General features: G+C 66.6%; 15 protein-coding genes. 12 read left to right on the top strand and 3 right to left on the bottom strand.

Annotated features, from left to right (window positions below):
* Window positions 1-20 precede the first annotated feature (20 nt).
* From dapF to CHB88_RS02130, 5 genes are all read left to right on the top strand, one after another.
* Window positions 21-872, top strand: a complete 852-nt coding sequence (gene dapF, locus CHB88_RS02150; RefSeq protein WP_089397628.1) for a diaminopimelate epimerase — start codon at window positions 21-23, stop codon at window positions 870-872.
* 167 nt (window positions 873-1,039) lie between these two features.
* Window positions 1,040-1,708 carry a DUF484 family protein gene (locus CHB88_RS02145; RefSeq protein ID WP_089397627.1) on the top strand — a complete coding sequence of 223 codons (669 nt, stop codon included), beginning with the start codon at window positions 1,040-1,042 and terminating at the stop codon, window positions 1,706-1,708.
* Window positions 1,709-1,759: 51 nt separating this feature from the next.
* Window positions 1,760-2,722: a tyrosine recombinase XerC gene (xerC, locus tag CHB88_RS02140; RefSeq protein ID WP_089397872.1), complete on the top strand. Its 963-nt coding sequence runs from the start codon at window positions 1,760-1,762 to the stop codon at window positions 2,720-2,722.
* A 51-nt stretch (window positions 2,723-2,773) separates the two neighbouring features.
* Window positions 2,774-3,979 carry a class I SAM-dependent rRNA methyltransferase gene (locus CHB88_RS02135; protein WP_089397626.1) on the top strand — a complete coding sequence of 402 codons (1,206 nt, stop codon included), beginning with the start codon at window positions 2,774-2,776 and terminating at the stop codon, window positions 3,977-3,979.
* Between the two features lie 121 nt (window positions 3,980-4,100).
* A complete protein-coding gene (locus CHB88_RS02130) occupies window positions 4,101-5,159 on the top strand; it encodes a CobW family GTP-binding protein (RefSeq protein ID WP_089397625.1) in 1,059 nt (352 codons plus the stop codon).
* Between the two features lie 241 nt (window positions 5,160-5,400).
* Here the strand turns inward: CHB88_RS02130 and CHB88_RS25950 are convergent, their stop codons facing one another.
* A complete protein-coding gene (locus CHB88_RS25950; protein ID WP_217900114.1) occupies window positions 5,401-5,553 on the bottom strand; it encodes a hypothetical protein in 153 nt (50 codons plus the stop codon).
* Window positions 5,554-5,677: 124 nt separating this feature from the next.
* Here CHB88_RS25950 and dksA point away from each other — a divergent pair, with 124 nt between their 5' ends.
* The 7 genes from dksA to CHB88_RS02095 all read left to right on the top strand — a co-directional run bounded on the left by dksA (window position 5,678) and on the right by CHB88_RS02095 (window position 12,525).
* Window positions 5,678-6,082, top strand: coding sequence for an RNA polymerase-binding protein DksA (dksA, locus tag CHB88_RS25945; RefSeq protein ID WP_089397871.1), 405 nt, complete (start codon window positions 5,678-5,680; stop codon window positions 6,080-6,082).
* Window positions 6,083-6,253: 171 nt separating this feature from the next.
* Window positions 6,254-6,604, top strand: coding sequence for a hypothetical protein (locus CHB88_RS02120; protein WP_089397624.1), 351 nt, complete (start codon window positions 6,254-6,256; stop codon window positions 6,602-6,604).
* Window positions 6,605-6,692: 88 nt separating this feature from the next.
* Window positions 6,693-8,699 carry a TonB-dependent receptor gene (locus CHB88_RS02115; RefSeq protein WP_089397623.1) on the top strand — a complete coding sequence of 669 codons (2,007 nt, stop codon included), beginning with the start codon at window positions 6,693-6,695 and terminating at the stop codon, window positions 8,697-8,699.
* Window positions 8,700-8,843: 144 nt separating this feature from the next.
* Window positions 8,844-10,211 (top strand): hypothetical protein, encoded by a 1,368-nt coding sequence (locus CHB88_RS02110; RefSeq protein WP_089397622.1) that lies wholly within the window; start codon window positions 8,844-8,846, stop codon window positions 10,209-10,211.
* A 124-nt stretch (window positions 10,212-10,335) separates the two neighbouring features.
* Window positions 10,336-10,872, top strand: a complete 537-nt coding sequence (gene hslV, locus CHB88_RS02105) for an ATP-dependent protease subunit HslV (protein WP_089397621.1) — start codon at window positions 10,336-10,338, stop codon at window positions 10,870-10,872.
* Window positions 10,873-10,924: 52 nt separating this feature from the next.
* Entirely contained in the window at window positions 10,925-12,265 is a 1,341-nt protein-coding gene (hslU, locus tag CHB88_RS02100; RefSeq protein ID WP_089397620.1) for an ATP-dependent protease ATPase subunit HslU, read from the top strand.
* Window positions 12,266-12,333: 68 nt separating this feature from the next.
* Window positions 12,334-12,525 carry a hypothetical protein gene (locus CHB88_RS02095; protein ID WP_089397619.1) on the top strand — a complete coding sequence of 64 codons (192 nt, stop codon included), beginning with the start codon at window positions 12,334-12,336 and terminating at the stop codon, window positions 12,523-12,525.
* Window positions 12,526-12,545: 20 nt separating this feature from the next.
* On the opposite strand, the gene CHB88_RS02090 is transcribed toward CHB88_RS02095, so the two are convergent.
* Window positions 12,546-13,352, bottom strand: coding sequence for a type II secretion system protein N (locus tag CHB88_RS02090; RefSeq protein ID WP_089397618.1), 807 nt, complete (start codon window positions 13,350-13,352; stop codon window positions 12,546-12,548).
* Window positions 13,353-13,382: 30 nt separating this feature from the next.
* Window positions 13,383-14,600 (bottom strand): type II secretion system inner membrane protein GspF, encoded by a 1,218-nt coding sequence (gspF, locus tag CHB88_RS02085; protein WP_089397617.1) that lies wholly within the window; start codon window positions 14,598-14,600, stop codon window positions 13,383-13,385.
* Between the last annotated feature and the right edge of the window lie 13 nt (window positions 14,601-14,613).

Here is a 14,613-nt window from a genome sequence, read left to right as displayed (position 1 = left end):
TTCAACTTCCGCTTCCTGCCATGAAACTCAAGTTCACCAAGATGCACGGCGCCGGCAACGACTTCGTCGTCATCGACGCCATCAGCCAGACCGTCGACTTCACGCCGGAACAATGGCGCAAGCTCGGCGACCGCCGCTTCGGCATCGGCGCCGACCAGATGCTGGTGGTGGAAAGGCCGCGCGCGGCCGGCGTCGATTTCCGCTATCGCATCTACAACGCCGACGGCGGCGAGGTGGAGCAATGCGGCAACGGCGCCCGCGCCTTCGTCAAGTTCGTCACCGACAAGGGCCTGACCGACAAGCGCGCCATCCGGGTCGAGACCATGGCCGGCATCATCGAGCCGAGGCTGGAGGATGACGGCCGCATCACGGTGGACATGGGCGCGCCGGTGCTGGAGCCGGAGAAGGTGCCCTTCGACGCCGCCGGGCTGGCTTCCCGGCCGGAAAGCGCGGATGCGCTCTGGCCGCTCGACGTCGACGGCAAGACGGCGTGGATCTCGGTGGTTTCCATGGGCAATCCGCACGCGGTGCAGGTGGTGGACGATAGCGAGGCCGCTCCGGTGGCGGCCGACGGCCCGGCCATCGAGCGCCATGCGCGCTTTCCGAAGCGGGTGAACGCCGGCTTCATGCAGGTCATCGGCCGGCATGAGGTCAGGCTGCGCGTCTACGAGCGCGGCGCCGGCGAAACCCTGGCCTGCGGCACCGGCGCCTGCGCGGCGGTGGTGGCCGGCATCCGGCGCGGCCTGCTGGATTCCCCGGTGGCCGTGCACACCCGTGGCGGCGACCTGTCCATCGCCTGGGAAGGCCCCGGCCGCAGCGTCATGATGACCGGCCCGGCGGTCTCGGTCTTCGAGGGCGAGATCGACATCTGAGCCCTGGCGACACGGGCCGCGCCGGGATTGCCTCACATGGCGCCCGGCGCGCCGGATAAGCGTTTGCGGCACGGGGATGTCGGTTAGAATCAAGCCTTTGCGCCTTTCGCGGGGATTTCCCCGCTGGAAGGCAGACCACGATCACCGATTCCTGACGAAACACTGCAATGAGCCTCGAACTGGACGCCCAAGACGTCGCCGATTACCTCGCGCGCCATCCCGATTTCTTTGAAGAGCACGGCGAACTGCTGTCGCGCGTGAAGCTGGCCAACCCGGTCGCCGGACGCGCCGTGTCGCTGCAGGAAAGGCAGATGGAAATCCTGCGCCACAAGATCAAGGCCGGCGAGCTGCGCCTGGCGGAGCTGATTCGCCTGGCGGAGGAAAACGAGGCGATCACCGGCAAGTTCCTGCAGTGGACCCGCGCGCTCCTGCTGGCCCGCAACGACGTCGACCTGCCGCATACCCTGATCAACGGCCTGCAGAGCATTTTCTCGGTGCCGTCCGCCACCCTGCGCCTGTGGAACGTGGCGCCGGAGTTTGCCCATGGCTGGTTCGCCGCCGAGACTTCGGAAGACGCCCGCCTGTTCGCCAACAGCCTGACCGAGCCCTTCTGCGGCCCGAACAATGATTTCGAAGTCGCCGGCTGGCTGGAAGACGCCGGCTCGGTCCGCTCCCTGGCCATGATCCCGCTGCGCGTCGGCGCCGCCCCGGAAACCTTCGGCCTGCTGCTGCTCGGCTCGCCCGATCCGAACCGCTTCAGCGCCGACATGGCGACCGACTTCCTGTCCCGCATCGGCGAGACCGCCAGCGCCGCGCTCAACTGCCTGCTGGCCTGACGCCGCGTCGTGAACCTTCCGCTCCAGCCCGACACCGGTGATGACGGCGCCCTGCGGGAGCACCGGCGCCAGATCGCCGGCTATCTCGACAACCTGCGCACCCAGCGCAAGCTGTCGCCGCATACCGTCAGCAATTACGGCCGCGACCTGGAAGACCTGCTCGAGTTCGTCGCCAAATTGCCCGGCGCGCCGGCGCTGCAGGGGCTGGGGCATTTCCATATGCGGAAATTTGCCTCGCAGCTGCATGCCAAGGGCCTGAATCCGCGCTCCATCGCGCGCAAGCTGTCGGCCTGGCGCGGCTTCTACGAATGGCTGTCGGAGCAGATCGTGTTGCCGGCCAACCCGGTGGACGGCGTGAAGGCGCCCAAGCGCAGCAAGCCCCTGCCGAAGGCGCTGGCGGCCGACGATGCCATCCGCGTGGTGTCGCAGCCGGCGCCGGACCGCGACGCCGGGGCGGCGAGCCAGATCTGCAACCGCGCCATGTTCGAGCTGCTTTACTCCAGCGGCCTGCGGGTGTCCGAGATCGCTTCGCTGGATCTGCGCTATGCCAGCGAGGCCGGCCATGAATCCGCCGGCTGGATCGATTTCGAGGCGATGGAAGTCATCGTCACCGGCAAGGGCAGCAAGCGCCGCAGCGTGCCGGTCGGCCGGCCGGCGATCGAGGCGGTGCAGGCCTGGCTGGCGGTGCGCGGCAGCGTGGCCCGGGCCGATCCGCATGCGCTGTTCCTGAGCGAGCGCGGCAGCCGCATCACGCCGCGGGTGCTGCAGGTGCGGCTCAAGCGCCATGCGCAGGCGCTCGGCATACCGACCGACGTGCATCCGCACGTGCTGCGCCACTCCTTCGCCTCGCATGTGCTGCAATCCTCCGGCGACCTGCGGGCGGTGCAGGAAATGCTCGGCCATGCGTCGATCACCGCGACCCAGGTCTATACCTCGCTCGATTTCCAGCGCCTGGCCCAGGTCTACGACGCCGCCCATCCGCGGGCGAAGAAGAAATCCGATTCCTCATCCTGAATCCAAACCGTTCCGACACGCCGGCGCTCTGCCGGCAGACATACCGATTCCATGCTGACCATCATCCTCAAGCCGGGCCGCGAGAAAAGCCTGCTGCGCCGCCATCCCTGGATTTTTTCCACCGCCATCGACCGCATCGAAGGCAAGCCGGAAGAGAAGAACAAGCCCGGCGCCACGGCCATCGTGCAGTCGGCCAGCGGCCAGTTCCTGGCGCGCGCCGCGCACAGCCCGAAATCGCACATCCGCGCGCGGGTCTGGAGCTTCGACCAGAACGAGCCGGTCGACCATGCCATGATCAAGCGCCGCATCCGCAAGGCGCTGGCCTGGCGGCAGGCCAGCGTGCGCGATACCGATGCCATCCGCCTGATTTTCGGCGAAGCCGACGGCTTTCCCGGCCTGGTGGTGGACTGGTATGCCGGCGTCAAGGGCTGGCTGGTATGCCAGTTCCAGTCGGCCGGGGTGGAAGCATGGAAGGTGCCGATCGTGCAGGCGCTGATTGCCGAGACCGGCTGCCAGAATGTCTACGAGCGTTCAGATGCCTCGGTGCGGGAGCGCGAGGGCATGCCGCTGGTGACCGGCGTGCTGGCCGGCGAGGAGCCGGGCGACGAAACCCCGGTGACGGAGAACGGTGTGCGCTACGCGGTGGACATCCGCCGCGGCCACAAGACCGGCTTCTACGTCGACCAGCGCGACAACCGGCGCCTGGTGATGGAGCATGCGAAGGACCGCGACGTGCTCAACTGCTTCTGCTACACCGGCGGCTTCTCGCTGGCGGCGCTCAAGGGCGGCGCCAGGAGCGTGGTGTCGATCGACTCCTCCGGCGAGGCGCTGGCAGTCGGCCGACGCAATATGGAGCTCAACGGCTTCGATCCCGACCGCGCCGAATGGTGGGATGCGGATGTGTTCAAGACCCTGCGCGCGCTGCGCGAACAGGGCAGGAGCTTCGACCTGATCGTGCTCGACCCGCCCAAGTTCGCGAGTTCGCCGGAGCATGTGGAGCGCGCCGCCCGCGCCTACAAGGACATCAACCTGCTCGGCCTGCAACTGCTGCGCGACAACGGCCTGCTGTTCACCTACTCCTGCTCCGGGGCCATCAGCGCCGACCTGTTTCAGAAGATCGTCGCCGGCGCCGCCAGCGACGCCAGGGTCGATGCCCGCATTTTGCGGCGCCTGTCGGCCGGCGCCGATCATCCGATGACCGCCAATTTCCCGGAAGGCGAATACCTGAAAGGCTTGATCTTGCACAAACCGGCATGATTTTTCCGCTATACATTGGCAGCCCTTGCGAAGGCAGCGGCGCTATCATCCGATGATGATTTCCCGCCGCCAATGACAGGCGGCATCGCTTTTCCGACGCATTCATTCTCTTCGACACGTCATGGCATTGATACCGACTACCATCCTCACCGGCTTCCTCGGCGCCGGCAAGACCACCCTGCTCAACCGCATCCTGCGCGAACCGCATGGGCTGCGCATCGCCGTCATCGAAAACGAGTTCGGCCAGGAAAACATCGACAACGACATCCTGGTTCAGGACAGCAATGAGCAGATCGTGGAGATGAGCAACGGCTGCATCTGCTGCACGGTGCGCGGCGACCTGGTGCTGGCGCTCGGTTCCCTGGCGCAGAAGCGCACGGCCGGCGAGATCGATTTCGACCGGGTGGTGATCGAGACCACCGGCCTCGCCAATCCCGGCCCGGTGGCGCAGACTTTCTTCATGGACGACGAAGTCGCCATGAGCTACATGCTGGACGCGGTGGTGACGGTGGTCGACGCGGTGCACGGCATGCAGCAGCTCGACGAGCACGAGGAAGCGCAGCGCCAGATCGGCTTCGCCGACAAGATCCTGCTGTCCAAGACCGACGTCGCCGAGCCGAAGCTGACCGATGCCCTGGTCGCCCGCATCCGCCGCATGAACCCGCGCGCGCCCATCAGCCGCTCCGACTTCGGCAAGGTGCCGATCACCGAGGTGATGGACCTGCGCGGCTTCAATCTCAACGACAAGCTGGAACTCGATCCGGATTTCCTGAAGGCCGACGAGCACGCGCACCACGACTGCGACGAGCACTGCGATCACGATCACCACGATCATGATCACGGCCGCCACGATCATCAGGACCACCACCATTCGCACCACACCGACGGCATCGCCGCCTTCGTCTTCAAGACCGAGCGCGCCTTCGACACCGCCAAGCTGGAGGATCTGCTCAACGGCTTCCTGGCGCTCTACGGACCGCGCATGCTGCGCTACAAGGGCGTGCTGTGGATGAACGGCGCCGACCGCAAGGTGATTTTCCAGGGCGTGCACCAGATGATGGGCTCCGACATCGGCGGCAAATGGCCGGAAAACGAGCCGCGCGAAAGCAAGCTGGTCTTCATCGGCAAGGACCTGCCTAAAAGCATATTTATTGGCGGTCTGGAACAGTGTCTGGTATAAATGTGCGTTCGGTTAGAGCCTTGACAAGATTCAAGCCGGCATGAGCGGAATCTGCAACCGAAAGCGGGAATCACAACGATAATCTGAATTAGCAAAACTGCAGGCTTTCATGCCTTGGTTGTAGCCGCCTGCAGGACGGCGAGTTCACGGAGACGGATGACATGAACGCAACCACGACAAGATCGACCGCCAAGTCTGCTTCGGCAGCGAAGACCGGAAAGACCGCCGCCAAGGCCGAAGTTCAGCCGCAAGCCGAAACGGCAGACACGGCGCCGAAGACGGCGGTAAAATCGGCGGCCAAATCGACATCCCGCTCCACGGCGAAAAGCAGTGCCGCCAAGGAAAAGCCCGCAGCCGGCGCCACGCCGGGCAAGTCGCAGGATGCCGCGTCCATGAGTGGCAGCAATGCCAGCCCGGCCGCAGCGGATAAAATTGACCCACCCGTAGTTTCGAAGGCTAGTGAAGTGACTACCAAAACCAATCAACCCACCTCCGACGCACCGGCAGCCGAAGGCAAGCTGCTGTCCGAAGCCGAAATCCTCAAGATGGACGAGAAGGATTACATGAACGAGGCGCAGCTCGCCTTCTTCAGGGCGCGGCTGCAGCAGCTCGAACGCGACCTTCTCAAGAATGCCGGCGAAACCACGGAACACCTGCGCGAGACGGTGCTGGTGCCGGACCCGGCGGACCGCGCCACGATCGAGGAAGAGCATGCGCTCGAACTGCGCACCCGCGACCGCGAGCGCAAGCTGCTGAAGAAGGTGCAGCAGGCGCTGCTCAGCATCGATACCGGCGAATACGGCTGGTGCGAGGAGACCGGCGAACCGATCGGCATCCCGCGCCTGCTCGCCCGCCCCACCGCCACCCTGTCGCTGGAAGCCCAGCAACGGCGCGAACTGAAGCAGAAGCTGTACGGCGACTGATTTCCCGAAGCCGCATGGGCAAGGCGACCTGCCTTGCCGATGCGGCCTCTTACATGAGCGGCATGTGTCCGGGTCCGCATCGGGTCCTTTCTCCTTTGGCCCGATGGCTTCTGCGTCTGCCGGGCGCATCCACCAACGTGGCATGATCACAGAACGCCGCTCCGCCCTGCCATGCTGAACCATCTCCGCAACACTGCCCATGCCAGACGCCACGCCATCACCCTGCTGCTGATGGCGGCGCTGTTGTGCGCGCACTGGACCGGCATGGCGCATCGCGTGGCCCACGCTTTCCTGGCTCAGGCCATCGTGGCCGATGCCGGCGTGAAGGAGACCGGCGACAAGGCTGGCCACTCCTGCCTTGCCTTCGATGCCGCCACCCTGGCAGATGGCCTGGATCTTCCCCTCTTCACGCCGCCGGCCCTCGTGTCGGCCGCCGTGCTGGCGCTCTGGACTGCCTTCAACTGCTGGCAGGCTCCGTTCACGCCGTATTTCTCCTCGCGCGCGCCACCCGTTCAGGCTTGACCTTTCGCAGGCCATGCGCCTGCAACGCCGCCGCATGGCCTGCGAAAGGTCGAGCGGCAGCCATCGTCAACCTGAATGGAAATCGAACATGCCCAAGCATTCCCTGATGGCCGGCGCCGTGTTGCACGCGCTCTGGCTGTTCGCCGCGAGCGCCAGCGCCCAGGAGGGCGACCAGACCCTGCCCACCGTGGAAGTCACCGCCACGCCCTTCAATGCGAGCGAGGGCGCCCAGATCCTGACGCCTGCCAAGGTGCTGTCCGGCGCCGAACTGCGCAACAAGCTGGGCACCTCGCTCGGCGCCACCTTGAACGACGAACTCGGCGTCTCCGCTTCCGGTTTCGGCGCCGGCGCCTCGCGGCCCATCATCCGCGGCCTGGAAGGCCCGCGCCTGCGCATCATGCAGAACGGCATGGGCGTCGGCGACGTGTCCACCGTCTCCAACGACCATGCGGTGGCAATCGAATCCTCGACCGCGCGCCAGATCGAAATCCTGCGCGGCCCGGCCGCCCTGCTCTACGGCTCCGGCGCCATCGGCGGCCTGGTCAACATCGTCAACGACCGCATTCCGACCGAGCTGATGCCGGCCCCGACCGGCGAGGCCGAGCTGCGCTACAGCACGGCGGACCAGGGCAAGAACCTGTCCTTCGCCACCGATGCCGCCGCCGGCACGATCGGGCTGCATCTCGACGGCCATGCGCGCACCACCGGCGACTACCGCATTCCCGGCTTCGCCGCGCCCGGCGATGCCGCCTCTTCCTACGGCGTTTTGCCCATTTCCTTCACCCATTCACGCAGCCTCGGCTTCGGCGCCTCGCACATCGGCGACTGGGGCTATGTCGGCGCGTCGGTGGCCACCCGTCGCGACCGCTACGGCATTCCGACCGCGGAGCGCTCTTCCATCGACCTGTCGGAAACCCGCTTCGACGCGGACGGCCTGGTGCGCAAGCCGGTGGAAGGCATCCGCAGCATCCGCGTCAGGCTGGCCTCGACCGATTACGAGCATGTGGAACAGACCGCCGCCGGCGCCCCGGCCTCGCGCTTCCTCAACCGCACCCTGGAAAGTCGCTGGGAAGCGGTGCATGAACCGCTTTCCGGCTGGCGCGGCACGGTCGGCATCCAGACCGAGCGCAACCGCTACTCCGCCCTGTCGGCCAGCACCGGCCGCGCCGATACGGTGCCCATCACCCGCTCCTCCTCGGTGGCCGCCTTCATCGTCGAGGAAAAGGATGTCGGCCCATTCACCGCCAGCGCCGGACTGCGCCTCGAAAACCTGTCGCGCTCGCCGGAGCGTGCCGGACTGCAGGATCGCAGCTTCAATCTCGCGTCCTACTCCGTCGGCGGATTGTGGCGCTTCCTGCCGGGATATGGCCTCGGCACCACCCTGTCGATCGCTCAACGCGCGCCTGGCACCGAGGAGCTGTATTCCAACGGCCCGCATGAATCCACCGCCAGCTTCGACATCGGCAATGCGGCGCTGGGCAAGGAAACCTCGCGCAATATCGAGCTCAGCCTGCAGAAGACGGAAGGCCTGGTGCGCTGGCGCGGCAACCTGTTCCAGAACCGGGTGAAAGACTTCATCTATGCCCGCGACACGGGCGTGCTGGTGGATGAAAGCGGGGCCATCGATCCGGCCGGCGAATTCCGGCGCCGGCTCTGGTCCCAGGGCGACGCCACCATCCGCGGCGCCGAGGCGGAAGTGAGCTACAACCTGCGCGGCGACGGCCTGTCGCTGCGGGCCTTCGCCGACACCTCGCGCGGCAGGCTGGACGGCGCCGGCAATCTTCCCTTGCAGCCGGCCAGCCGGATCGGCCTCGATGCGGGCTACAAGCGGGGCGCCTGGCGCAGCACCGCCAGCCTGATCCATGCCTACCGCCAGGAACGGCTGGCGAGCTTCGAGGCCAATCCGACGCCCGGCTATACCCGGCTCGATGCCAGCCTGTCCTATGACCAGCGCATCGGCCGCACCCGGGTCACCTGGTTCATGCTGGCGAACAACCTGCTGAATCAGGACATCCGCCTGTCGACATCGCTGTTGCGGGAAGTGGCGCCCCAGCCGGGAAGAAACGTGACGATGGGGGTGCGCACGACCTTTTGACGCGGAATCCGATTGCTTTTTCTCAAAGCGCGCCGAAATCGCAAAGTAGCATGTCTATTTCTGCATGGAAATTTTCTGCGGCTATGGTAACGTAGGCTTTCTTTCCACCTTGCCTGCCGGGCAGCACAGCGATACAGGCACACCTTGAGCATATTTTCGTTTTTTGGGAAAAAGCCTCGCCGCACCGATAGCGACGACGACACCGGCCGCGCGGAGCGAACCGTTCCGGCGCCGACCGCGGACGCCAGTGCCTCCCGCGATGCGGCGGGCAGCGCTTCGCCCCGAAATGCCCAGGCGGCGCGCAATACCGCGCGGAAGATCGACGCCATCGAATCCGAAATGACGTCGGTGCTGAGCGGGATGCGCCACAAGCTGCCCGCTTCGGCGCCTGCCAGTGCGCCGGCAAAGAACGCCGCCCCGGCGCAGCCGGCGAACCTGTCTCCTGGCCTGTCCCGCCTCGGCACCACCACCGGCATGCTGCTCGACGGCACCACCACCCTGATGACCGATTTCCCGGTTCCGGAAGCCGATCCCGAGGCGGCACTGGCGGAAGCCGCCATTCTCTACGCCAGCGGCCAGCCGCAGGCGGCGGAACTGCTGCTGCTGGAAGCGACCCGCGACACCCATGCCGAATCCACGCTGACGCCGGCCTGGTGGATGCTGTTCGACCTCTACCAGCTCACCGGCAGGCAGTCGGACTTCGAAACCCTGGGGCTGGCGTATGCCAGTCGCTTCGAGACGTCGCCACCGGGCTGGCAAGCCGCGACGGATGAGGCGCCACAGGCCGCCCAAAGCACCGCCGCCACCCTGCCGTTCAGCGGCCGCCTGGATGCCGGATGCATCAAGACCATTGAACGGCTCAAAGCCTTGTCGGCATCGACACCGTCCCTGCGCCTGGATTTCATGCGCGTCAGCGGCGCCGATGCGGATGGCTGCGCCCTGCTGCTGGCGGCGCTGCGCCAGCTGCACAAGCGCGGCATGGAACCTTATCTGATCGGCGCCAGCCGCCTGGTGCAGGTGCTGCGCGATGCCATCGCCGCTGCCGGGCCGCGCGAGATGGAACCCGGATGGCTGCTGCTGCTGGAAGTGCTGCGGCTGCTGAACCAGGAGCAGGCGTTCGAGGAAACCAGCATGGACTACTGCCTGGCCTTCGAAGTGTCGCCGCCGCCCTTCGTGGCGCCGGCCGTCCAGCCCATCGCCAGCCTGATCGACTTGCCCGACCCCGAATCCGAGGCCGACCGGTTCCGCATGCCGGCGGTCATCGAAGGCCGCACCGAGGACCTGGTGCGGGCGCTGCTGGCTCATGCGGGCTCGGCACCGGTTTCGACCATCGATTGCAGCCGGCTGGCGCGGGTGGAGTTCAACGCCTCGGCCCAGCTTGCCCTCGGCCTGGCGCCGCACTGCGCCGGCGGCAAGGTGATCGAGTTACGCGAAGTCAATCACCTGGTGGCCCGATTGTTCGCTACCACCGGCCTGGCCGACATCGTGCGCGTGGTGCCGCGGAAATACTGACCCGACTCATGCCGCCCGCCTCCCTCTCCCGGCAGGCTAAAACTTCGTCTTGTTTTCTGACGGCGCGACCCCAATTGCTCCGAATTACGGCATTTGCGGCCGTAATCAGAAACAAGAGGAAAGCATGGAACAATTTCACGGCACCACCATCCTGTCGGTCCGGCGCGGCAATTCGGTCGCGCTCGGCGGCGACGGCCAGGTCACTCTCGGCAACATCGTCATGAAGGGCAGCGCGCGCAAGGTGCGCAAGCTCTATGGCGGCAAGGTGCTGGCCGGCTTCGCCGGCGGCACCGCCGACGCCTTCACCCTGATCGAGCGCTTCGAGGCCAAGCTGGAGAAGCACCAGGGCAATCTGCTGCGCGCGTCGGTGGAACTGGCCAAGGATTGGCGCACCGACCGCATGCTGCGCCGCCTGGAAGCCATGCTGCTGGTGGCCGACCGCGAGTCCACCCTGATCATCACCGGCAACGGCGACGTGCTGGAACCGGAAGACGGCGTCGGCGCCATCGGCTCCGGCGGCGCCTATGCCCAGTCGGCCGCCAAGGCGCTGCAGGAAAACACCGACCTGCCGCCGGCTGAGGTGGTCAAGAAGGCGCTCACCATTGCCGGCGAGCTGTGCATCTACACCAACCTGTCGCACACCATCGAGACCCTGGAATGAGCCAGGCCGCCGTCCAGGCGGCACCCATGCAACGCATCGAAAAGACATCACCATGAACATGACGCCCCAGGAAATCGTTTCTGAACTCGACAAGCACGTGGTCGGCCAGGCCAAGGCCAAGCGCGCGGTGGCCATCGCCCTGCGCAACCGCTGGCGCCGGCAGCAGGTCGCCGATCCGCTGCGGTACGAGATCACGCCCAAGAACATCCTCATGATCGGCCCGACCGGTGTCGGCAAGACGGAAATCGCGCGCCGCCTGGCCAAGCTGGCGGATGCGCCCTTCATCAAGATCGAAGCCACCAAGTTCACCGAAGTCGGCTACGTCGGACGCGACGTCGACACCATCATCCGCGACCTGATCGACATCGGCATCAAGCAGACGCGCGAGGCGGAAATGCGCAAGGTGCGCAGCCAGGCCCAGGATGCGGCGGAAGACCGGGTGCTGGACATCCTGCTGCCGCCCGCGCGCGACTTCGGCTTCTCCTCCTCGCCGGCGGCGCAGGCGGAAGACAGCCAGAACGCCACCCGGCAGACTTTCCGCAAGCGTCTGCGCGAAGGCCAGCTGGATGAGCGCGAGGTGGAGATCGAGGTTGCCGAAGCGTCTCCGCACATGGAAATCATGGCGCCGCCCGGCATGGAGGAAATGACGGAGCAGATCAAGTCGATGTTCTCCGGCCTCGGCGCCGGGCGCAAGAAGAAGCGCAAGCTGAAAATCCGCGAAGCGATGAAGCTGCTGCTGGACGAAGAAGCGGCCAAGCTGGTGAACGAGGACGAACTGAAGCAGAAGGCGATCGCCAACGTCGAGCAGAACGGCATCGTGTTCCTCGACGAGATCGACAAGATCGCCTCGCGCTCGGAAGTGGGCGGCGCCGATGTCTCGCGCGCCGGCGTGCAGCGCGACCTGCTGCCGCTGGTGGAGGGCACCACCGTCAACACCAAGTACGGCATGATCCGCACCGACCACATCCTGTTCATCGCGTCCGGCGCCTTCCACCTGGCCAAGCCGTCCGACCTGATCCCGGAACTGCAGGGCCGGTTTCCGATCCGAGTTGAACTGGAGTCCTTGTCGGTGGCCGACTTCGAGCGCATCCTGACCAGCACCGATGCCTGCCTGACGCGGCAGTACGAGGCGCTGCTCGGCACGGAAGGCGTGACGATCGACTTTCGTTCCGACGGCATCGAACGCATCGCCTCGATCGCCTATTCGGTCAACGAGAAAACCGAGAACATCGGCGCGCGCCGGCTGTACACGGTGATGGAAAAGCTGCTGGAGGAAATCTCCTTCTCCGCCGCCAGCAACGAGGGCCAGACCATCGCCATCGACGCTGCCTATGTGGAGGACAAGCTGGGGGCGCTGGCGGTCAATGAAGACCTGTCGCGCTACGTGCTGTAAGCAGCGGGAAACCGGCAGCGAACACAAGGCCCGCTTCAAAGCGGGCCTTTTTCATGTGAGGGAAAGAGATGGCAAACAAGGCATTGAGCAAGCGCCAGAAGCTGATGATCCGCAACGAGCCGGCGCGGGCGCTCAAGCCGCGCAATCCGATTGCCGTCGCGGCCCGGCAGCGCGCCGCCGGGGCGCATCAGAAGAGCGCGTCGGGCGAGCGCCAGCTGCAGCAGAAATTGCTGGACCGGCTTCTGAACGACAAGGAGTAAGCGCCTGATCCGTCTCTGGGTCAGGGCTGGGCGCTGCCGGGCTGGCTGGTGCCCGGCACGCCGGGAACCGCGCCAGGCTGTCCGGCGGCCGGCGCGGCCGGGTTGCCCGGACTGGCGGCATTGGTGTTGGGCGTGGCGAACAGGCCGCGTCCTTGCGGGGCCTGCGCGGCCGGGGCGGCCCCGGACTGACCCGCGCCGGCGGCCGAAGCGCCCGAGGTGTCGGCCTGCGGCATGTTGGGCGTCGGCGGCTGGGGCGGTGTCGAATTCAGCGTGCCGGCGCTCGGTGGATTGACCACGGTCGTCTGCGGCGCCGGCATGCTGACGTTGGGCGGAGGCGGCGGCTGGGTCGATTGTGCCGGGGGCGTCGGGCCAGGCCCGATCGGGCGGGCGGGCGTCGGCGACGTGGTGGCGACATTGAGCTGGGCCTTGGCGCTCTCCGGCAGCTCCACCCGCTTCGGCGCACCGTTCTCCGCCACCAGGACGTAATCGCGATGCACTTCCTTCACCGTCACGCCAGGCGAGATTTCGCGGCCGGCGCGCACCGCCTGCGGCGGCTTGCCGTCGGCGCTGATGATGGCCACGCTGTCGCGCGGGCTGCCCGACATGATCACGCCGCGCAGCTGGTAGTTGCTGGCCACCGCCGCCTTGGCGGCGCGTCCGCCGAACAGGGACGATGCCGATTCCGGCCTCACTTCCGGCGCGGCCGCCTGGGGCGGCGCCGCCACCGGCCGCAGCGGCGGCTTGAACAGCTGCATGCCCCAGTAGGCGAGCGTGGCGCACAGCGCCAGGAACAGGATGAAGCTTGCGAGGACGGGCCAGCGTTTCATGGTTTTCCTTATTGTTTTTTCCGTACCTTCTTACCGCACCAGTTGATTGATCTCGATGATCGGCATCAGCACTGCCAGCACGATCAGCAGCACCACCACGCCCATCACCAGGATCAGGGCCGGCTCCAGCAGGCCGGCGATGGTCATGGCGCGCCGCTCCAGGTCCTGCTCCTGCGCGTTGGAGGCGCGCTCCAGCATGGCCGGCAGCTCGCCGGTCACTTCGCCGGCGCGGATCATGTGGATCAGCATGGGCGGGAAATGCTTGTGCGCCGACAGCGCCCGCGCCAGTCCCACGCCTTCGCGCACGCTGGTGGTGGCCTCCTCCACCTGGTCCTTCATGGCGACGTTGGACAGCGTGTCGCGGCTGGTCTGCAGCGCCAGCAGGATGGGCACGCCGGAACCGGTGGTGATGGCCAGGGTGCTGGCGAAGCGGGCGGTGTTCAGGCTGCGCTCGAACTTGCCGTACATCGGCGCATCCAGCTTCCAGCTGTGCCAGCGGTACCTGATGGCCGGGTTCTTCAGCGCCGTATGCCAGGCGAAGCCGGCCGCCGCCAGCAGCAGCGCCACGATCCAGCCGTAGCCGCGCACGAAGTCGGAGATGGCCAGCATGATGACGGTGAGCATGGGCAGCTTCTGCTTGGTGTTGGCGAACACCGAGACGATCTGCGGCACCACGTAGGCCAGCAGGAAGATGACGATGGCGAACGCCACCACGGTGACGATGGCGGGATAGGTGAAGGCCAGCCGCACCTTCTGCACCAGGGAGTTGCGGCGCTCGATGTAATCCGCCAGGCGCGACAGCACCCGCGACAGCTGGCCGATGTGCTCGCCGGACGCCACCAGCGCCCGGTAAATGTCGGTGAAGTCGCGGGGATGCTGGGACAGCGCATCGGACAGCGAGGCGCCGCCCATCACTTCGGCGCGGATCGCCGCCACCAGGTCGCGCACGTAGGGCCGCTCGGCCTGGTCCAGCAGGGCGGTGAAGGCTTGCTCCAGCGGCAGGCTGGCTTCCAGCAGGCTGGCGAGCTGGCGGGTGAACAGCGCCAGCTCGTTGGTGGAAAGCTTGTCGCCGAAGCTCAGGCGGCGGCTGCCGGCGGCCTTGGCCTCGGCGATGATGGCGTCAACCTGGATCGGCACCAGGCCCTGGGCGCGCAGGTCGGAGCGCGCGGCGCGCGGGCTGTCGGCGTTGACCACGCCCTTGCGGGTCTGGCCGCCGGCGTCGACGGCTTCATATCGGAATGCGGGCACGGATACTCCTCGG

The organism is Noviherbaspirillum humi, assembly GCF_900188095.1.
In the GTDB taxonomy this organism is placed as follows: Bacteria; Pseudomonadota; Gammaproteobacteria; order Burkholderiales; family Burkholderiaceae_D; genus Noviherbaspirillum; species Noviherbaspirillum humi.
Note: the sequence above shows the minus strand (reverse complement) of the source record. Positions and strands in the feature narration are given on the sequence as shown.